A 19136-nucleotide genomic window follows, 5' to 3' on the forward strand; every position below is an offset into this window, starting at 1 on the left:
AGAAAAGCAGAAATTATCAACGAAATCTACCTCAATGGTACGCCTCTTGAAAAGAAGGTTGCCAGCGTCTTCCTTGAAACCTTCCTCTTCTACTCTGGGTTCTTCACACCACTCTACTACCTCGGTAACAACAAACTAGCTAACGTTGCAGAAATCATCAAACTGATTATTCGTGATGAATCTGTTCATGGAACCTACATCGGTTACAAATTCCAACTTGGTTTCAATGAATTGCCTGAAGAAGAGCAAGAAAAACTCAAAGAATGGATGTACGACCTGCTCTACACTCTTTATGAAAATGAAGAAGGCTATACAGAAAGCCTCTATGACGGTGTTGGTTGGACGGAAGAAGTCAAAACCTTCCTTCGCTACAATGCTAACAAGGCACTCATGAACCTAGGACAAGATCCACTCTTCCCAGATTCAGCTGATGATGTCAACCCAATCGTTATGAACGGTATTTCAACCGGAACATCCAACCACGACTTCTTCTCTCAAGTCGGAAATGGTTACCTTCTTGGTGAAGTTGAAGCCATGCAAGACGATGACTACAACTACGGTTTGGACTAATTCAATTGTCCCATAACTGATAACAAATATCATGGTTTGTTTAAAACAACCATGATATTTTTGTTTTTGTTTTCTTTTGTTTTTTAAATTGATTGATTGCATACTTTATGATAAAATAGTAATAGAAATAGAGGTGATAACGATGTTAAAGCAGGAAAAACTAGATAATATTCTAGAAACGGTAAATACAAAGGGAACTATTACTGTAAAAGAAATCATGACTCGCTTGGATGTGTCAGATATGACTGCTAGACGCTACTTACAAGAGTTGGCCGACAAGGATTTACTTGTTCGAGTTCACGGTGGAGCTGAAAAAATTCGCACAGGTTCCATTTTAAATAATGAACGTTCCAATACTGAAAAACAAAGCTTACAGATTGCAGAAAAACAAGAAATTAGCCGTTTTGCAGGTCATTTAATCGATGAAGGCGAAACCATTTTTATAGGTCCAGGGACAACCTTGGAATCTTTTGCCCGTGAACTTCCAATTGAAAATATTCGTGTTGTAACAAACAGTTTACCAGTCTTTCTCATCCTAAACGAACGAAAACTAACAGATTTGATTTTAATCGGTGGAAACTATCGCTCTATCACTGGAGCCTTTGTGGGAACACTAACCTTACAAAACCTAGCCAATCTCCAATTTTCTAAAGCTTTCGTTAGCTGTAATGGTATTCAGGACAATGCGATTGCGACCTTTAGTGAAGAGGAAGGTGAATCACAACGTATTGCCCTCAACAATTCCAATAAAAAATACTTACTAGCTGACAATAGTAAGTTCAATAAATTTGATTTTTATACCTTCTACAATATCTCTGATATTGATACCATCGTTTCAGATTCTAAACTGAGCAAAGAAACATTTGAACAACTTTCAAAACAAACAAACATTATTCTTTCTAAACCATAAAACTATCCCCACCGATTGGTGGGGATAGTTTTATCTAAAGTTTAATCAATAATCTGACTTTCCGCTACTTTCTTGTACCAGTGAGCTGATTTCTTAGGATAACGTTCCTGAGTTTCAAAGTCTACATAGAAGAGACCGTAACGTTTCTCATAACCATTTGACCATGAGAAGACGTCCATCAATGACCAAATGAAGTAACCTTTTACATTAGCCCCATCTGCAATAGCATCAGATAAGACTTCCAAGTGTTGTTTCACATAATCAATACGGCCATCATCGTAAACAGTGTTATCAACGAACTCATCTTTATATCCAAGACCATTTTCAGTGATGTAAATCTTCTTGTAGTTCGGATAATCTTTCTTCACACGCATGATTTGGTCATACAAACCTTGAGGGTAGATAATCCAATCCCAATCCGTACGTGGTACATAATCAGGAGCTACACGACGACCAACACCTTTGATTTGGTACTTAGAGCTTCCTTTCTCACCCTTACCATTATGGATAATTTCAGTTTCTCCATCAAAGGCTTCCATCCAGTCACTCATATAGTAGTTGATGCCTAGAAAATCATTCAAGTCTTTTGCGGCTTCTAATACTTCGAAATCTTCGTCACGCAAGTCAAGCTTTCCACCATTGGCAGCCAAGATAGCCTCTACCCCTGCCAGGGTCTTTTCAGAGTAGTGACCCAGATAAGTTGCATCCAAGATAAATTTGTTATGGATAATGTCCTCCAACTCTGCCGCAATAACATCTGCTGAATTTTCAGGATCTAGAGGATATTTAGTAGGCAGGGCATGAACAACACCAATTTCACCTTTATAGCCTTTGTCTTTATATAATTTAACTGCTCTTGCATGAGACACCATCATATTGTGGTGCGATTGGAAGACTTTGGCAAGGTCGTACTGAATTCCTGGAGGGAATTTCCCAACCAAGTATTGACCATCACCAATTGGCCCAATTTCATTAAAGGTTGTCCAATAGTTTACTTCTGGGAATTCTTCAAAACAGAAGGCAGCGTAATCTACAAAGTGTTCAATGTTTTCACGGTTTAAGAAGTCTCCATTTGAGTGGAGAGCTTCTGGCGTGTCAAAGTGGTGAAGAGTTACAAAGGGCTCAACATGACGTTTGTGACACTCTGCAAATAAATTATGATAAAACTCAACACCTTTCTGATTTACTTGACCGTAACCAGTCGGGAAAATACGTGACCAAGCAATAGAAATTCGAATACCATTGACACCGTACTCTTCTGCTAGCTTGAGATCAACTGGATATCGATTGTAAAAATCACTAGCTGGCTCCGCAGTGTACCAGTAGTTATCTTCAAGATATTTATCCCAAGCAACTGGTCCTTTTCCATCAGTATGTGTAGCACCTTCTGCTTGATAAGCAGCTGTTGCGCCACCAAAAATAAAGTCTTTTGGTAATGTTTTTGTCATTTTTTTCACCTATTTCTTGATTTAAATAAAGTAAAAGTGAGAGGAGAGGAGTCAGTGAGCCATCCTTCTCCATCTCACTTCTTGTACCAAGTCACCGAATTGTGACATGAGGAGGTAAAAACGATGTCTTTTTACCGACGAATTAACAAGGCGATTAGGAAATTCACCCTAGCGATTTCCGTAACGATAGGAGACTGTTTTATAGTCCCTAGCCTTAATCGAATTGTGCTTGTACAAATGCTAGAGCACCTTTTCCATCACGAGTTAATTTGATGTATTGAGCGCCTTCTGTCTTGGCAAGTTTAATACCGAGTTTATCTGTTTCTGCTTTCATATCTTCAAAGTTTGAAGCAACTTGAGGAGCAAGGATAACCAAATCAAACTCTGGCAACATTTCACGGTGGGCACCATAGCCACCTGCTGCTGCTTTCACAGGAACATTGTACTCTGCTGCTGCCTTGTTCAAAGCATTTGCAAGAAGTCCACTTGTACCTCCACCTGCACAGAGAACGAGGACATTTGTTTCTTCAGTGATTGTATTTTGTGCTGCTTCTACACCCGCTTTTTCAAGAATAGCATCCGCTTTTGCAGTGTTGAAGTTTGCGGCTACTTTTTCTTTCAATTCATCATTAGATTTACCTAAACGTTCTTCTTCAAGAATTTGTTCATCATAGACTTTAAGGAATGGATAGTAAATGACTACGTCAACTACGATTAGAAGAGCAGCAAGAATGAATGATAGAACTTGGAAGTTCGTACCAAGAACTAGACCTAGTGGAGCTGGAGTTGTCCATGGTAGATTAGCAGTAAATGAGTTCATTCCAAGTGTTTCAATAAAGAATTTGAAGATCCAAACGTTTGCGATTGGAGCAAAGATAAATGGAATGAAGAAGATTGGGTTTAATACAAGTGGTGCACCAAACAAGATTGGTTCATTTACACCGAAGAAGGTTGGAACTACTGAAGCACGACCGATTGCACGGTTACGTTTGGATTTTGTCAACCACATGAACATGAATGGAACAACCAGTGTCGCACCAGTACCACCCATGGTAACGATAAACATTTGTGTACCAGAAGTAAGAATCTTGTCAGCGTGCATACCTTGTTGGAGAAGGTTCAAGTTGACTTCGGCATTGGCATAGGTAATAGCTGCGATAGCTGGTTCAACGATAGATGGACCATGGATACCAACAAACCAGAAGAAAGCAAAGGCACCAAAGATAATCGTAATACCTAGATAACCATCAGCAGCAGAGAATAATGGTGCAAAGAATTTACCGATTGATTCAGCTACGCTTGCACCAACAAAATGACGAGCTAGTAAATCAAGAGCATAAAGAGAAACAACTGATAGAGTGAATGGAATCACATCTTTAAAAACTTGTGAGATATTAGGTGGAACTTCGTCAGGCATACGAATAGTGACGTTGTTCTTAACACAAACCTTATAGATGGCTACAGTAACAAAGGCAGCAAGGAAGGCTGAAAGCAAACCTTTTGTCCCCAAGAATCCAGTAGCTAGGCCATTTTCGATAGGATCAGCTGCCAACATCAACAAACCAACAATCGCTGCTAACAGTGTTGACATATAGTTGATTTGATTGGTTTTCTCCATGCTACGGTTTACTGAGTCAGTCAATGACTTAGCTGTTGTACCAGCTACCAAGAGAGCCAGAATACCCATAGAATAGCTATAAGGTTTCATCAGAAAGGCTACAACTTCATCAGACCATTTAAAGCCCCATGAGTTTGGTACAAAGGCAATCAAGATAAAAATACTTGAGAAGAGAATAACAGGCATACCTGCAATGAAACCATCACGAATGGCACGAAGGTAGATATTACGAGATAGTTTCTCAAAGAAAGGCTTTCCTTTCTCAATAAATGCAATTAATTTATTCATTACTTAACTCCTCTCTTGTAGAGTTCAATTAAATGGTGCATCAAATCTTTTAATAAGATAGTTGTCATCAAGTGGTCTTGGCCATGCATCATGGTTACACTATAGGCTAAGTCCTCACCTGAAGCTTCCTTAGCCAATAGACTTGTTTGCGCGTGGTGAGCCTCTGCAATGCAAGAACCAGCTTCCTCGACTAAGCTATCTGCTTTCGCAAAATCGCCAGCTTCAGCAGCTTTCAAGGCTTCCAATAGTTTTGAACGAGCATCGCCAGCATAGGCTACGATTTCAAAACCTAACAATGTTACTTCTTCTCTATTCATGATAGAATTCTCCTTAGGTATTTTTAATTAAATTTTTATGACAATAAACGTTGGATATGTAGAACTAGATAAACTCGTTCACTTTTATACAAATCAAGACCCGTATGTTGCGTAATCACATCATAGATCTTGGAACCAATCTCGAACGCTTTTGGATAGGATTGTTTAATATGATCTTCCATATCCAGAAGTGATTGGTTATCATCTCTAGATCTGTCTAAATAATCCAAGAAATAATTCAAATGTATCATAAAACGATCATAGAAATGATTATTCTCTTTGGTTCGTTGAATTGCATAGTCCGTTAAAACTTCTTCAACATTCCTGAGAATTTCTTTCCTCTTATCAATCGACTCCACAAGTTCCACTTCATTTTCACCTTCGGCATTAATGAAATGATAAGCAATCCGAATAATTTCGTCCTCAGGAAAATGATCTGCTAGCTTCTGACGATAAATTTCAAAAGCTTCATTTGCGATTTGAAAAGCGACAGGATACTTAGTGGAAATATCTGGTAGATTACTATCCTTGTACCTTCCTTGTGCTAGAGCTTGGTAAGAACAGTAAATATGATCTGTCAAGGTTACGTAGAGATACTCTTGAATTGGATAATGATATTTCTTTGATAGCTTATCAATGATTTCATAGGTCACTGTGATAAAATCAAGCGGAACATCTTTGAGGAGAGCCATAAAGTTTTCTCTTGACTCTTCTGTCTTCATCCGAAAGATTTTCTCAATATGCTGTTCAGTAATCAAATCTCCCTTCCTCTTTCCAAATGTAATCCCCTTACCAATCACAATCACTTCTTCTCCTTTATCATTTCTGACAAGCGAGACATTGTGATTCATTGGATTTAGAATTCGATACATGTCAACCTCCTTTTATATCTTAAAGGTATATGAGTACAAAAAATGACCACAAATGAACTAGAAAATCAGCCGATTTCTAATTCACCTGTGATCATGCCTAATATTACTTAGTAACACTCACCTTGTATTAACTTGTGATTTAAGTATAGCACAAGTAAGTTATTTTGTAAACCTTTACATACAACTTTTTTAAATTTTTTTAGATTCATGTTCCTAACCTAGGAGGACTTGCTTACACGCGTTCTTTCCATGAAGTCGCTGTTGTTTGAAGAACTTTATTGAGCTCATCAATGTTTTCAAAACCAGTTGTGCGAAGCCATTCGCGAGCTGCTGCTTCACCATCTTTGATGTATGCTTCAACTGATCCAGCCCATGTAGCACGGCCACAAAGAACTCCGTTAAAGTTTGCACCTGATTCATGAGCAAATACAAGAGTATCTTGGAAAAGTTTAGCTGATACACCAGCACTCAAGTAGATGTATGGCAAGTTAGTTGCTTCATCTTGAGCTTTGAAGAAGGCTGCTGCTTCTTCACGTGTGTAAACTACTTCACCCTCAGCGAAGCCTTCAACATATTTAATGTTAACAGGAACTTCTACTTTCAAGACATCAATGTTAAAGCGTGGGTCTGAGAAGACTTTCATAGCACCAATAACTTTGTGTGGTTTTACTTTAGCATATTCTACAGAACCTGCGTCCGCAATTTTTTCATCGTAAGCAAGGATTTCAAGGAAGAATGGGATATCTTCAGCCACACATTCAGAACCGATACGTTCGATGTAAGCTTGTTTTTCTTGGTTAAGTTCGTCTGAGCTATCTACATCATAGTAAAGCAAGAATTTAACTGCATCTGCACCTTCTTCTTTAATACGTTTTGCAGACCAAACATCCAAGCAGTCTGGCAAGCGTTTTGTACTTGTTGTGTCATAACCTGTTTTTTCATAAGCAAGGAGAAGACCAGCTTTTTCATCAAGAGCTTTAGTTGCTGGAAGTCCATACTCAGGGTCAAGAAGCATAGATGAAGCGTATTTAGTCAATTCATCTGCTACCAAGACTTTGAGTTCTTCCATTTGAGCCACTGTTGGTTCTTCTGTTTGGTGTTGAGCCATAAGGCGTTTCAAAGCACCACGTTGGTCAAATGCAAGAGCTGAGATGATACCATTTTCATCAGAAAGTTTTTCTAAGCGTGCACGTTTTTGTTCTGTTAAAGCCATTTTATACCTCTTTTACTATTAATTGATCATATAGAGCTTGATAGTTAGCCATGTTGACATGACCAGTCATTTTTTCTTGAGCATTGAGCATACCAAGGACATTTGCCTTGATGAGTAATTCTGCATCCGATTCTTTATGAAGAAGTCCTGAAGAAATTCCTGCCACAGTAGAATCTCCAGATCCGACAGGGTTGACTACCTGAATTCTAGGAATATCTACCTTGTAGAAAGTGTTCCCATGTTTGGCAAAGGCACCGTTGGCACCAAGTGAAACAATAATCCACTCAATACCTGCAAACAAAGGTTCTTGGAGAACTTCTTTTAATTCATCCAAATCCTCAGAAACTTCTCTTCCTAGAAGTTGAGACAATTCCTCATTATTTGGTTTGATGACTGTTGGTTTATGTGATGATTCAAGAACAGCCTGAAGAGCTGCACCTGAGCAGTCCAAGACTACAGGCTTGCCAGCTTGATTAGCAAGTTCTACCAAACTCACATAGTAATCAACTGGAAGACCAGCTGGCAGACTACCTGAGATGGCTACTACTTCAACTGACTCCAGGAGATTTTTGAAATGTTCCAAAAAGTCTTGACCTTCCTGTTCCAATACTTCAGGACCTTTTTCAAGAACTTCTGTTTGGTTGTCTCCGTGGAGAATAGCGATACAGTTACGAGTTTCTCCCTGAATTGAGAAGAAATCTTTCTTTACTTGATCATCGATATTTTCAACCAAAAACTCACCAAGTTTGCCACCCACTAAACCAGTAGCAAGAACAGAATCACCAAATTCTGAAAGGACTCGAGTAACGTTTAGTCCTTTACCACCAGCAGTTTTTGTTACATCCACCACACGATTGACAGTATCAATCTTCAACTCATCCAAGGGATAGGAAATATCAATGGATGGGTTCATTGTGACTGTTAAAATCATAGGTCACCTCTTAATCGTGGTATTCTCCGCGATCCCATTTTTCAAGGAATTCAGTGAAGAAGTTTGCGTCTGTTTGTTGAGCATTGTGACTTTCAACGTGTTCAATTTTCGCAATCAATTTCTTGTTTTCTTCAGATGGTTTGTATTCAGCATGGATGAAAGCTTCGATGATGTCACACATGAGCAATTCACCAGTAATCTTACCACCAAAACCGATAACATTAGCGTTCAATTGTTCTTTAGCATAAAGGGCTGTTGTCATATCACGAACCAAGGCAGAACGAACACCAGGAACTTTATTTACAGCGTTGTTGATACCAACACCAGTACCACAGATACATACCCCAAGATCAGCTTGACCGCTAGTTACAGCTTCCCCTACTTTTTTACCAAATATTGGGTAGTGAGTACGTGTATGGTCGTATGTACCAAAGTCAATAACTTCATATCCTTTTGATTTCAAAAATTCTGAAACCGCCATTTTTTCATCTGTTACGATGTGGTCACATCCAATTGCAATTCTCATTTTTAACTTACCTTTCTTACTGTAATCTAATTAGCACATTTTGTTCAACATATCAACACGAATTTGGTGACGGCCACCATCATATTTACCGTTAACAAATCCTTTAGCAATATTTTTAGCCAATTCATCACCAACAAGTTGTGCACCCATAGTGATCATACGTGAGTTGTTGTGACCACGAGTCATATACGCTGAACGTTCGTCAGAAACTTCTGCGGCAACCATTCCTTTGATTTTAGTTGCAACCATAAATGGACCAGCTCCATAAGCATCAATCACGATACCAAGGTTTTGTTCTTCTTTGTTTACTTCTGCAGCAACAGCAAGAGTCACATCAACAAAGTCTTGACCTTCAGCTGTAACATCCACAACGTGGAAGTTTTCTTTTTCCAAGAAATCTTTCACAACTTCTTTCAATCTTAAACCTGCAGCATCTGCACCGATAACAATAGACATATTGTATACTCCTTTTTATTTTTCTAGGCTAGTAAAACCTTTTATAGTTAGCAGTTTACCTACAAAAGCTTTCTAGCAGTTTATTGACAAATTGGATTGAATGAGATGAATAACACCTTATTCAAGTTTAGGAAACCAGTTCCCTAGAAATAATCTTTCTCCACGAAAGAGAATATAACAAGTGATTATTTGTTTGTTACAAACATCATTTGTTATTTACAAACATAATATACTCCTATTTTCTGAAAAAGTCAACAGTAAATGTTTGTTTTTGTGTTTTATTTTTTAAACTTAAAAATTTCGATATCAAAACTAATTTGATCCACTTGACCAGGTTCTAGGAGACGAACATTCTTCTTATCTTCTAGATGATCTCCTTCTTCAAGGGATGTTGACAGGCCAGACCATGGTTCAAAAGCAATGAAAGGACCTTTATTCAAAGTTGACCAGATAATGAGATTTGAGAACTCTGCAAAGTGCACTTTCAATCCCTTATCATGCTTACGAGAACGAAGGGCAATTGTTCTAGATTGCAATTCATCTAAAGTAACTGCATCTGTACTGAACAAATCATAGCTGAGGTCTAATTCTTTTTGACCTTCTAGCCATGGACTTCTATCTTGGAAATCCAACATACCTGTTTCTGGGAAAGGACGTGGAACAGAGCAAGTCTCTTCTTTCTCAAACTCTAAATAATAATCTTCATAGTCTTCATCATCAAGTAGAGGACAATTAAATCCTGGATGTCCACCAATAAAGTAAGGCATGACCTTGCTAGTTTCTTTATTAAATATTTTGTATTGAGTCCGTACTGTCTTGCCAGTAAGGCTATAAGTGATTTCTAGGCGGAAATGATAAGGATAGTTTTGATAGCTATTCTCATCGTCTTCAATTGCAAAAGTTACACTCTTGTCTGTCTGTTCAACTAATTCAAATTCTTTCTTACGAACCAAACCATGACGAGGAATGTTTCCTTTTCTTTCTTGTCCCTTCTCATCTATATAAAGGGCTGTATCCTCTCTCAATGAACCACAAATGGGGAAGAGAACAGGAGCTTGTCCACTCCAATAAGTGGCATCGCCTTGCCACAAATACTCCAGTCCCTCAGCATCTTTTATAGAAGAAAGAGCCCCACCAAAACTGTTAAATTGAACTCTTAATTGTTCTGATTTTAATTCAATTACCATTATTTTCTCCGATTTCTTGATAGTTTATAAAAAACTAGGCTGTCACTCCTAATGGTATGACAACCTAGTTTCAACAATTTACATTTTATAGGAGCGCATTATTTTGCTTTTGCTGCGTACTCTTCGTTACGTTTGATCATTTGTTTTCTGTACCATGCAAAGATACCGATATAGAATACAAGGAAGGCTACAGCACCAAGGATTGCTTTGATATCACCAGTTGTAGTGTTACCAATTGTCCAACCAAGAAGTTTTTCGATTGGTCCTTCAAGAGTTGAGTGAGTGATCAATTGAGTTTGGCTCACACCTTCTGGGAAGGCACCTACACCTTTAGCAAGTTCTGTTGCAAATGGCGCGATAAGTGTACCTGAAAGAAGGAAGAGTGGCAACAAGAGTGTTCCGAAGATAATCATACGGAGCAATTTACCACGTGTTACAACCAAGAGAGCTGGAGTAACACCCATAGCGATGATACCTGCAAGTGGCAAGATACCATTTCCGACGTTTGAAAGAAGCACTGCTTCAATCAACATAATTGGTGCAAGTACGTTTGCACAAGCCCAGATTTCAGCACGACCAGCGATGAATGGCCAGTCTAGACCGATGTTAAACTTACGTCCTTCCAAACGTTTAGTAGCAACGTTTGTAATACCTTGTGAAAGTGGTTCTACGGCAGCAATGAACCATGAACCGATAAGTGAGAAGAGTTCCAAAGCTACACCGGCTGTCAAACCAAGAGACAACCAACCTTTGATAACTTCTTGCCAGTTTGCTGCATCTTTAAGTCCTTCAACTGGATGTGGAGTACCCATCAAACCGATAACGATACCAAGGATGAAACCGATGAAGAATTTAGATCCCCAGAAACCGATTTTTTTGTTCAATTTAGCAGCATCAAAGTCATATTTATCAAGACCTGGGAAGAATTTTTCAAAAATCTTATCCAAAACCATGATAACTGGGTTCATCATGTAGTTCATGTGAGTTGAAGTCATTGGAGATGAACTTGGAGCGTTAAGAAGGTCATCAAATGTAGGTTTCATCAAGTCAGAGTTGATGATTTTAAGAACACCTACAAGGACAACTGCTGCAGTTGCGATGAAGAGAGAAACCCCTTGACTAACTCCATTGTTGTCAGCATACCATTTAATCAAAAGACCTGTGATAGACAAGTGCCAGATATCGAAGATATCAACGTCAAGTGTGTCAGTTTTCTTCATAGCAAGCATCACTACGTTGACAATCAACATGATGAGCAAGAAGTAAAGTGTCCAAGCAGATCCCCAAGTGATTGTAGCAAGTGGTGCCCAACCAACGTCGGTGATGTTCAATTGAATACCAGTGTTTTCAACGAATTTTGCAAGTGATGCTGAGAAAGCACCATTTAACATACCGATGATGGCACCGATACCTGTAAGAGCGATGGCAAGTTTGATACCACCTTCAAGCGCTTTGGAGAATTTCACTCCAAAAAGTAGAGCCAATACTGTCAAAATGATCAGCATGATGATTGGTCCACCCATATCCAAGATAGGTTTGAACAGCTTATTGGCTAGTTCGATAATGACATCCATAATAGTTCCTCCCTTTTTATAGTTATATGAATGTTAACAAATTAAAATTAGCTTAATCCGTGTTCTTTGATAGCTGCTTCAATATTGTCAAATACTGGAGCACTCATAGCTGGGATACGGAATAAGATTGGTCCAGCTTCGATAACTGGAATACCTGGGTCAAAACCAAGGTCTGTCGCAGCAATTGGTGTGAAGATGTCATAACCTTTGATAAGGTCTTCATTAACGTCTTTGACCATTACCGCATCACAGTGAACATCGAAACCGCGGTTTGAAAGTTCTTCTTCAAGAGCACTTTTAATTTGGTGGCTTGAGTTAACACCTGCACCGCAGGCAGCAAGAATTTTAATCATATGGATTTCCTCCGATTTAATATTTTTAATAGACAAGATTAAGCAATTGCTTCAGCAATATAAGCATAGATGGCTTCTGGTTCAGAAATTTTTGATAGGTCTTCAAGATGACCATTTCCAGTAAAGAAGTCCATCAACTGAGCAAGAATGTTCGTTTGGCTTGAACTTGAGTTATTAATGATAAAGAAGAGCAAGGATACTTCTACTTCCTTATCTGGTGCAATCATATTGTGGAAAGTCACTGGTTTTTCTAATCGAACTACCACAACTTTTTCGGCAAGATTATGAACAATATCTGTGTGAGGAATAGCCACATTCGGCAAATCCTTACCCAAAAATTCCATATCTAAGCCAGTTGGAAATGACTTTTCACGAGTGATCAGGGCTTCACGATAGGTCGGAGTCACGATTTCTCGTTCTTCCAATAAAGTTGCGACCTGATCAAAGAGATGTTCTTGATTATCCGCTTCTAAGCAAAACACAAGGTTTTTGTCAAAGAAATGATCTAATCCCATAAGGTTTTCCCTTCTTTCCATTAACTTTATGCTATAAGTATAACACTATATGAAATCGTTGTCAATATTTTTTGTTGTTTTTTGTCCTTTTTTTGATTGTTTTGTTTATTTTTTATCTTTATAAGCAAAACAAACATTTAAAACAAACATTTGAAACGATTTTTAATGACTTAAACAAAAAAACAGGATACCAATCCTGCTTTAATAATTATTTTTGAATTGTCCAACTCTCTTCAATCATGGGAAGTAGATTTTTTAATGTTTCTGGAGTCCCTTCTAAAGCAACATATCTGAACTTACCATCACTAGATTTAAAAATCCATGTAATGATGTATTTTCCAGACTTAGAAATTGCGTTAACTACATAGGCTTCATAACCTCCAATAGTTGACTTAGAACCCCATACTTTAGTGAATTCTGGATTACTTTCTTTTGAAGTAAAAATACTATCAGAAATACGAACTGTTTCAAGTTTTTGAAATTCATTATCAGAAATACCAAATTGTTCTGCTTTAAAAGTATTCAAAGTGACAATATTGACATCCGTACCGTCTGAATATTGAATATCATTGCCTCCCTGTACTTCATTGAACTTAATCCAAGACTTTGGTACTTTAACAAACCCATACTCATCAGAACCAATAACCTGTGTTTCTTCAGTCTTCTTATCAGAACTTGTAGTCGTCGAGGTAGACGATTCCTGGCTACTTGAAGAACTAGTAATCACTTTCGTGCTAGATTCTGTTTGACTCTTATTTGAACATGCCGTTAATGCAAAACTTGATATCAATATTGTTGCTAAAAATAAACTTCCTCCACTACCTACTATAGTAGAATTAAGGATAGATGTCAAATCATAACAGTAATAACAAAAACTCTTGAGAAATCTTCAAGAGTTTTGTTTTCATTTCTATTCCTCATCCATACTCAAGACGCTGAGGAAGGCTTCTTGTGGGACTTCTACTGATCCAATAGCTTTCATGCGTTTCTTACCAGCTTTTTGTTTTTCAAGGAGTTTACGTTTACGAGAAACGTCACCACCATAACATTTAGCAAGTACGTTCTTACGAAGGGCCTTGATATCAGTACGAGCCACGATTTTGTGCCCAATAGCTGCTTGGATTGGTACTTCAAATTGTTGACGAGGTATGATTTTCTTGAGCTTATCAACGATGAGTTTCCCACGTTCGTAGGCAAAGTCCTTGTGAACGATAAAGCTGAGGGCATCCACCTTGTCTCCATTGAGAAGGATATCCATTTTGACCAGCTTAGACGGACGATACTCTGACAATTCGTAGTCAAAGCTTGCATAGCCACGAGTTGAAGACTTAAGCTTATCAAAGAAGTCAAAGACGATTTCAGCGAGTGGTATTTGATAGATAACATTAACACGATTATCATCGATATAATCCATCGTCACAAAGTCCCCACGCTTGCGCTGAGCTAGCTCCATTACTGCTCCTACGAACTCTTGCGGTACCATAATCTGAGCCTTGACATACGGCTCTTCAATTGTCGCAATCTTGGTTGGGTCTGGGAATTCAGACGGGTTTGACACATCCATAGACTCCCCGTCTGTCAAATTAACCTTATAAATAACGGATGGAGCTGTCATGATGAGGTCGATATTGAACTCGCGCTCCAGACGTTCTTGGATAACATCCATATGAAGAAGTCCAAGGAATCCACAACGGAAACCAAATCCAAGTGCCTGAGATGTTTCTGGTTCAAACTGCAAGCTGGCATCATTCAGTTGTAATTTTTCAAGGGCTTCACGAAGGTCATTATACTTGTTTGACTCAATTGGATAAAGACCCGCAAAGACCATCGGGTTCATCTGCTTGTAGCCATGTAAGGGCTCTGCAGCAGGATTGGTTGCCAAGGTAACGGTATCACCCACACGAGTGTCCTGAACCGTCTTAATAGAGGCCGCAATATAACCAACGTCACCAGTCGCGAGGAAATCACGACCAACTGCTTTAGGTGTGAAGATACCAACTTCCGTAACATCAAAGGTCTTGCCATTGCTCATGAGCTGAATCTTATCGCCAGGTTTAACAACTCCATCCATGACACGAACTTGGAGGATAACCCCACGGTAAGCATCGTAAACAGAGTCGAAAATCAAGGCCTTAAGTGGCGCCGTCACATCACCTGTTGGAGCTGGCACTTTTTCTACGATTTGCTCGAGAATTTCTTCGATACCAATACCAGCCTTGGCAGATGCTAAGACTGCTTCGCTGGCATCTAAACCAATGACATCTTCAATTTCTGTACGCACGCGCTCAGGATCTGCAGCTGGCAGGTCAATTTTATTAATGACTGGCATGATTTCCAAATCATTGTCCAAGGCTAGATAAACGTTAGCAAGAGTTTGAGCCTCAATCCCTTGGGCAGCATCGACCACCAAAATAGCCCCCTCACAGGCAGCTAGCGAACGTGAAACTTCATAGGTAAAGTCCACGTGCCCAGGTGTGTCTATCAAGTGGAAAATATAAGTTTCCCCATCTTTAGCAGTATAATTGAGCTCAATGGCATTCAACTTAATAGTAATCCCACGTTCCCGCTCTAAATCCATGCTATCCAACAGCTGAGCCTGCATTTCACGACTTGAAACCGTCTCCGTCTTTTCCAAAATGCGGTCTGCTAGAGTCGATTTCCCATGGTCAATATGGGCGATAATAGAGAAGTTACGGATCTTCTCCTGTCGTTTTTTCAATTCTTCTAAGTTCATGATTCTCTTCCTTTCAGGGTATCTATTTATTATAAATTGTTTTTGATTTTTTGACAAGACCATACCCTGCTAGGAGTACTAATCTTCAGCAACAAAGCCGTCATTTTCGATAAAGTGGTGTTCTATCATTCCTTGGTCAGTAAAGACAATCCCATGAAGGACACCACCATAAACAGCTCCTCCGTCCATCCCAATCTTGCCATCTTCTGTCATCCAAAGCTCAGCTGTACCGCGATCTTGCTTCAACAAGCCATAAACCGGTGTATGACCAAAGACAATGGTTTTTCCAGTATGATTTTCTGCTTCGTGGAATGGTTTTCTAAGCCAGACCTTTTTATAATCTGTTGTTTCATGCCAGTCATCCAAGGTCAAATCAATACCTGCGTGAACAAAGATATACTTGTCTGTCTCTACCACAAACGGCATTTGACGAATAAATTCGACCAAATCTGCCGCTTCAGTAGCAACACGCTTGGCATCTTCTACTCCGTCAACTGGTGCATCCAAGGGACGACCTAGAATAGAGTTAATGGTTGTATCTCCACCATTGCGACGATAGTGATCATAGCTTTCTTCTGGATCATCTAGCCATGTCAAAAACATATACTCGTGGTTTCCTGACAAACAGATAGCCTCTTTATTATCGACCAAGTCTTTAACCATCTCTAGAACACGACGACTATCTTCACCGCGGTCAATCAAATCGCCTAGAAAGAGTAACTGGGTTTGACCATCCCAAGTTTTGAGAAGGTCTTCTAGCATCCCAGCTTTTCCGTGAACATCTCCAATTACATAATAGTCTGTCATCTTATTTCTCCCTGTTTCTCAACAATTCTCTAGCTTGCGTCAGGGCCGCTTCCGTCACATCATCACCTGCCAACATCTTGGCAACTTCCTCAACTCGCTCTTCAACCGTCAAGAGACGAACAGTCGAAACCGTTGAATGCTCATTACTAATCTTCTCAATAAAGAATTGATAATCTGCAATCGCAATCACTTGTGGCAAATGGGAAATAGCCAAAACCTGACCATGCTGACCAATCTTGTGAATCTTCTGCGCAATAGCCTGAGCTACACGACCTGATACTCCTGTATCCACCTCATCAAAGACAATGCTAGTCTTACCTTCTTTGCGAGAAAAGGCAGATTTAATGGCTAGCATGAGACGAGATAATTCTCCTCCAGATGCAACCTTAACCAAGGGTTTAAAGTCTTCACCAGGATTGGTTGAAATGTAAAACTCAACCATTTCATTTCCCTCACGACTGAATTTGCCCTTGCTAAAACGAACCTGAAACTGAGCTTTTTCCATATACAGGTCCTGTAGTTCTTGTTTAATCTCAGCTTCGAGTTGCTGGGCCAAATCATGACGAGCAGAGGCAAGTTGACCTGCCAAATCGACAAGATTGACTTCCAATTTCTTAAGCTCTGCTTCCATGTCTTCAGACGAGAGGTTATTTCCTGTCAAGAGATTGTATTCTTCTGTAATTTTAGCAAAGTAAAGCAAGACATCGTCTACAGTCCCACCATACTTACGGGTAATAGTATGAAGGAGATCCAAACGATTCTCGACCTGCATGAGACGATTGCCGTCAAAATCAAGGTCCTCAATAATAGCTTCCAGACGCTTGCTAATGTCTTCTAAGACATAGTAGGTCTCAGACAGAGAGCTCGAAATTTCACGGTAGTCAGGGTCATACTCTTCGACACTTTCCATGTCATTCATGGCCGAACGAACATTAGCCAGACTTGAAAAATCTTCATTGTCCAACATGCTGTAGGCATTAGTCAGTGTATCCGCAATATTTTTATGGTTGAGGAGTTTCTCTCGCTCTTGATTGAGAGTCAAGTCTTCACCAGTTTGCAAGTTTGCAGCCTCAATTTCTGCCATTTGAAATTCCAACATTTCAATACGAGCCTTATGTTCCTGTTGATTTTTCTTGACTTCCAGAACCTGCTTGCGCATTTTTCGATAGGCATCAAAACTCGTTTGATAGGTTTCTTTTAAGTCCCAAAAAGCTGCGTCGCCAAATTCATCCAACATCTGGATATGCAGTTGAGGACGCATTAACTCTTCTTGGTCATGCTGACCATGAATATCCACAAGATGTTGCCCAATAGCACGCAATACAGACAGATTAACCATCTGGCCATTCACACGGCTGATACTACGACCATTTTGCAAGATTTCTCGACGGATGATAATCTCATCACCCATTTCCAAACCTTGCTCATCAAAAATTTCCTGTAAAAGGCGACTATTCTCAACTGAGAAAAGCCCCTCTATCTCTGCCTTTGGCGCACCATGACGAATAACATCTGTCGTCGCACGAGCTCCCAACATCATATTCATGGCATCAATGATAATCGACTTCCCTGCACCCGTTTCACCAGTCAGGACTGTCATCCCCTTTTCAAAATTGAGGGAAATAGCCTCAATAATGGCAAAGTTTTTTATCGAAATTTCAAGTAACATATAAACCTACCAATTTTTTACTTGTTCAAAGATTTCCTCAGCTAGACTTTCACTTCTGGCAATGACTAAAATCGAGCTATCATCAGCCAAACAGCTAAAAATCTTGTCCGCAAAAGTCTCGGTTAACTGAGCTTTTACAAAAGCTGTATTTCCTGGGATAACTTGGAGATTGATCATCTTATCCATCAAGTCTGCAGACTCAATATTGTCTTCAGCCAGTTGCAAACTTTTTACGATTGATTTTGGCAATTCATAGACATAAGTATTGTCTCTCAAAGGAATTTTGACAATCCCTAGTTCTTTGATATCTCGGGATACCGTCGCTTGAGTTGCAGTGATGCCTGCTTCTTTCAAATGTTCTACGATTTCTTCCTGCGTGCCGATTTGATAATCTGTCACAAATCGTCTAATTTTTTCAAGTCTCTCTTTTTTATTCATTTTTAAATTGACTATGCGCCCTCTCTACTACTTCTTCAATATCAGCAAGAACCTGATTGCTTGCTGACTCTTCTTTTTTCAAATACGCTAAAAACTCAATATTTCCATGACCGCCTTGGATAGGAGAAAAATCCAAACCAAGGACTGAAAAACCTTCCTCTACTGCCATAGCTGTGACAGATTCAAGGACATTCTGATGAACCTTAGCAACTCGAATAATTCCATTTTTTCCAATCTGCTCACGTCCTGCTTCAAACTGAGGCTTAACTAGAGCCACAACCTGACCTTGATCTGCCAAGACTCTGTGTAAGGCAGGCAAAATCAGACTGAGGGAAATAAAACTGACATCAATACTGGCAAAGCTCGGTTCCTTTTCGAAATCAGTCTTTTCAGCATATCGGAAATTAAACTGCTCCATACTGACAACTCGTGGATCTTGGCGTAATTTCCAAGCCAACTGATTGGTACCAACATCAACTGCAAAGACCAACTCAGCACCATTCTGTAGCATAACATCAGTAAAACCTCCAGTAGAAGCACCGATATCAATCGTTGTTGACCCTTCTACTGACAAATCAAAGACCTGCAAGGCTTTTTCCAATTTCAAGCCACCACGACTCACATACTTGAGTTTTTCACCCTTGAGTTTTAGCTCGGTGTCATCTGGAATTTTCTCTCCTGGCTTGTCAAACCGTTCTCCATTAAGGACT

20 protein-coding genes are annotated in these 19136 nt (G+C 39.4%); 2 read left to right on the top strand and 18 right to left on the bottom strand.

The genetic code is table 11. From position 1 onward, the window contains the following. Both QZ565_RS02940 and QZ565_RS02945 read left to right on the top strand, forming a co-directional pair. Positions 1-570: ribonucleotide-diphosphate reductase subunit beta (locus QZ565_RS02940; protein ID WP_295525340.1), on the top strand; the 570-nt coding region annotated here is incomplete at its 5' end. A 142-nt stretch (positions 571-712) separates the two neighbouring features. Next, positions 713-1480 (top strand): DeoR/GlpR family DNA-binding transcription regulator, encoded by a 768-nt coding sequence (locus tag QZ565_RS02945; RefSeq protein ID WP_004254516.1) that lies wholly within the window; start codon positions 713-715, stop codon positions 1478-1480. A 41-nt stretch (positions 1481-1521) separates the two neighbouring features. Here QZ565_RS02945 and lacG read toward each other — a convergent pair whose 3' ends face one another. The 18 genes from lacG to QZ565_RS03035 all read right to left on the bottom strand — a co-directional run. Then, positions 1522-2928, bottom strand: a complete 1407-nt coding sequence (gene lacG / locus QZ565_RS02950; protein WP_295525345.1) for a 6-phospho-beta-galactosidase — start codon at positions 2926-2928, stop codon at positions 1522-1524. A gap of 214 nt (positions 2929-3142) precedes the next feature. Then, positions 3143-4834 carry a lactose-specific PTS transporter subunit EIIC gene (locus tag QZ565_RS02955; protein ID WP_295525347.1) on the bottom strand — a complete coding sequence of 564 codons (1692 nt, stop codon included), beginning with the start codon at positions 4832-4834 and terminating at the stop codon, positions 3143-3145. Then, complete coding sequence (locus QZ565_RS02960; RefSeq protein WP_001078320.1) at positions 4834-5151, bottom strand: PTS lactose/cellobiose transporter subunit IIA; 318 nt, start codon at positions 5149-5151, stop codon at positions 4834-4836. Before QZ565_RS02960 ends, QZ565_RS02955 begins: the two co-directional genes overlap by 1 nt. Before the next feature lie 35 nt (positions 5152-5186). Next, positions 5187-6023 carry a PRD domain-containing protein gene (locus QZ565_RS02965; RefSeq protein ID WP_004254529.1) on the bottom strand — a complete coding sequence of 279 codons (837 nt, stop codon included), beginning with the start codon at positions 6021-6023 and terminating at the stop codon, positions 5187-5189. Between the two features lie 232 nt (positions 6024-6255). Further along, positions 6256-7236 carry a tagatose-bisphosphate aldolase gene (gene lacD / locus QZ565_RS02970; protein WP_001229114.1) on the bottom strand — a complete coding sequence of 327 codons (981 nt, stop codon included), beginning with the start codon at positions 7234-7236 and terminating at the stop codon, positions 6256-6258. 1 nt (position 7237) lies between these two features. Continuing rightward, complete coding sequence (locus QZ565_RS02975; protein ID WP_295525354.1) at positions 7238-8167, bottom strand: tagatose-6-phosphate kinase; 930 nt, start codon at positions 8165-8167, stop codon at positions 7238-7240. A gap of 10 nt (positions 8168-8177) precedes the next feature. Beyond that, on the bottom strand, positions 8178-8693 hold the full coding sequence (gene lacB, locus QZ565_RS02980; RefSeq protein ID WP_001216913.1) for a galactose-6-phosphate isomerase subunit LacB: 516 nt from the start codon (positions 8691-8693) through the stop codon (positions 8178-8180). Between the two features lie 30 nt (positions 8694-8723). After that, complete coding sequence (gene lacA / locus QZ565_RS02985) at positions 8724-9149, bottom strand: galactose-6-phosphate isomerase subunit LacA (RefSeq protein WP_000029277.1); 426 nt, start codon at positions 9147-9149, stop codon at positions 8724-8726. A gap of 278 nt (positions 9150-9427) precedes the next feature. Further along, the gene (locus tag QZ565_RS02990; protein WP_295525361.1) at positions 9428-10336 is read right to left on the bottom strand and encodes an aldose 1-epimerase family protein; all 909 of its coding nucleotides are present in this window, start codon (positions 10334-10336) and stop codon (positions 9428-9430) included. 98 nt (positions 10337-10434) lie between these two features. After that, the gene (locus QZ565_RS02995) at positions 10435-11910 is read right to left on the bottom strand and encodes a PTS galactitol transporter subunit IIC (protein WP_042751083.1); all 1476 of its coding nucleotides are present in this window, start codon (positions 11908-11910) and stop codon (positions 10435-10437) included. 47 nt (positions 11911-11957) lie between these two features. Further along, on the bottom strand, positions 11958-12263 hold the full coding sequence (locus QZ565_RS03000; RefSeq protein WP_000590547.1) for a PTS sugar transporter subunit IIB: 306 nt from the start codon (positions 12261-12263) through the stop codon (positions 11958-11960). A gap of 38 nt (positions 12264-12301) precedes the next feature. Beyond that, entirely contained in the window at positions 12302-12778 is a 477-nt protein-coding gene (locus tag QZ565_RS03005; RefSeq protein ID WP_004260657.1) for a PTS sugar transporter subunit IIA, read from the bottom strand. A gap of 208 nt (positions 12779-12986) precedes the next feature. Next, positions 12987-13631 carry a hypothetical protein gene (locus QZ565_RS03010; protein WP_295525369.1) on the bottom strand — a complete coding sequence of 215 codons (645 nt, stop codon included), beginning with the start codon at positions 13629-13631 and terminating at the stop codon, positions 12987-12989. A gap of 57 nt (positions 13632-13688) precedes the next feature. Further along, on the bottom strand, positions 13689-15512 hold the full coding sequence (lepA, locus tag QZ565_RS03015; RefSeq protein ID WP_001047207.1) for a translation elongation factor 4: 1824 nt from the start codon (positions 15510-15512) through the stop codon (positions 13689-13691). A gap of 78 nt (positions 15513-15590) precedes the next feature. Next, positions 15591-16319: a metallophosphoesterase family protein gene (locus QZ565_RS03020; protein WP_295525373.1), complete on the bottom strand. Its 729-nt coding sequence runs from the start codon at positions 16317-16319 to the stop codon at positions 15591-15593. Between the two features lies 1 nt (position 16320). Beyond that, complete coding sequence (gene recN, locus QZ565_RS03025; RefSeq protein WP_295525376.1) at positions 16321-17988, bottom strand: DNA repair protein RecN; 1668 nt, start codon at positions 17986-17988, stop codon at positions 16321-16323. A 6-nt stretch (positions 17989-17994) separates the two neighbouring features. After that, complete coding sequence (locus QZ565_RS03030; protein ID WP_101781983.1) at positions 17995-18426, bottom strand: arginine repressor; 432 nt, start codon at positions 18424-18426, stop codon at positions 17995-17997. Further along, the coding region (locus tag QZ565_RS03035) for a TlyA family RNA methyltransferase (protein WP_295525382.1) at positions 18419-19136 on the bottom strand (718 nt) is incomplete at its 5' end. The genes QZ565_RS03030 and QZ565_RS03035, both read right to left, overlap by 8 nt.

It is taken from the genome of uncultured Streptococcus sp. (assembly GCF_915066115.1).
Taxonomy (GTDB): Bacteria; Bacillota; Bacilli; order Lactobacillales; family Streptococcaceae; genus Streptococcus.

Bases quoted from the DNA above. Each gene is read 5' to 3' on its own strand.
- QZ565_RS02945 (WP_004254516.1), top strand. From the start codon at position 713: ATGTTAAAGCAGGAAAAACTAGATAATATTCTAGAAACGGTAAATACA.
- lacG (WP_295525345.1), bottom strand. From the start codon at position 2,928: ATGACAAAAACATTACCAAAAGACTTTATTTTTGGTGGCGCAACAGCT.
- QZ565_RS02955 (WP_295525347.1), bottom strand. From the start codon at position 4,834: ATGAATAAATTAATTGCATTTATTGAGAAAGGAAAGCCTTTCTTTGAG.
- QZ565_RS02960 (WP_001078320.1), bottom strand. From the start codon at position 5,151: ATGAATAGAGAAGAAGTAACATTGTTAGGTTTTGAAATCGTAGCCTAT.
- QZ565_RS02965 (WP_004254529.1), bottom strand. From the start codon at position 6,023: ATGTATCGAATTCTAAATCCAATGAATCACAATGTCTCGCTTGTCAGA.
- lacD (WP_001229114.1), bottom strand. From the start codon at position 7,236: ATGGCTTTAACAGAACAAAAACGTGCACGCTTAGAAAAACTTTCTGAT.
- QZ565_RS02975 (WP_295525354.1), bottom strand. From the start codon at position 8,167: ATGATTTTAACAGTCACAATGAACCCATCCATTGATATTTCCTATCCC.
- lacB (WP_001216913.1), bottom strand. From the start codon at position 8,693: ATGAGAATTGCAATTGGATGTGACCACATCGTAACAGATGAAAAAATG.
- lacA (WP_000029277.1), bottom strand. From the start codon at position 9,149: ATGTCTATTGTTATCGGTGCAGATGCTGCAGGTTTAAGATTGAAAGAA.
- QZ565_RS02990 (WP_295525361.1), bottom strand. From the start codon at position 10,336: ATGGTAATTGAATTAAAATCAGAACAATTAAGAGTTCAATTTAACAGT.
- QZ565_RS02995 (WP_042751083.1), bottom strand. From the start codon at position 11,910: ATGGATGTCATTATCGAACTAGCCAATAAGCTGTTCAAACCTATCTTG.
- QZ565_RS03000 (WP_000590547.1), bottom strand. From the start codon at position 12,263: ATGATTAAAATTCTTGCTGCCTGCGGTGCAGGTGTTAACTCAAGCCAC.
- QZ565_RS03005 (WP_004260657.1), bottom strand. From the start codon at position 12,778: ATGGGATTAGATCATTTCTTTGACAAAAACCTTGTGTTTTGCTTAGAA.
- lepA (WP_001047207.1), bottom strand. From the start codon at position 15,512: ATGAACTTAGAAGAATTGAAAAAACGACAGGAGAAGATCCGTAACTTC.
- QZ565_RS03020 (WP_295525373.1), bottom strand. From the start codon at position 16,319: ATGACAGACTATTATGTAATTGGAGATGTTCACGGAAAAGCTGGGATG.
- recN (WP_295525376.1), bottom strand. From the start codon at position 17,988: ATGTTACTTGAAATTTCGATAAAAAACTTTGCCATTATTGAGGCTATT.
- QZ565_RS03030 (WP_101781983.1), bottom strand. From the start codon at position 18,426: ATGAATAAAAAAGAGAGACTTGAAAAAATTAGACGATTTGTGACAGAT.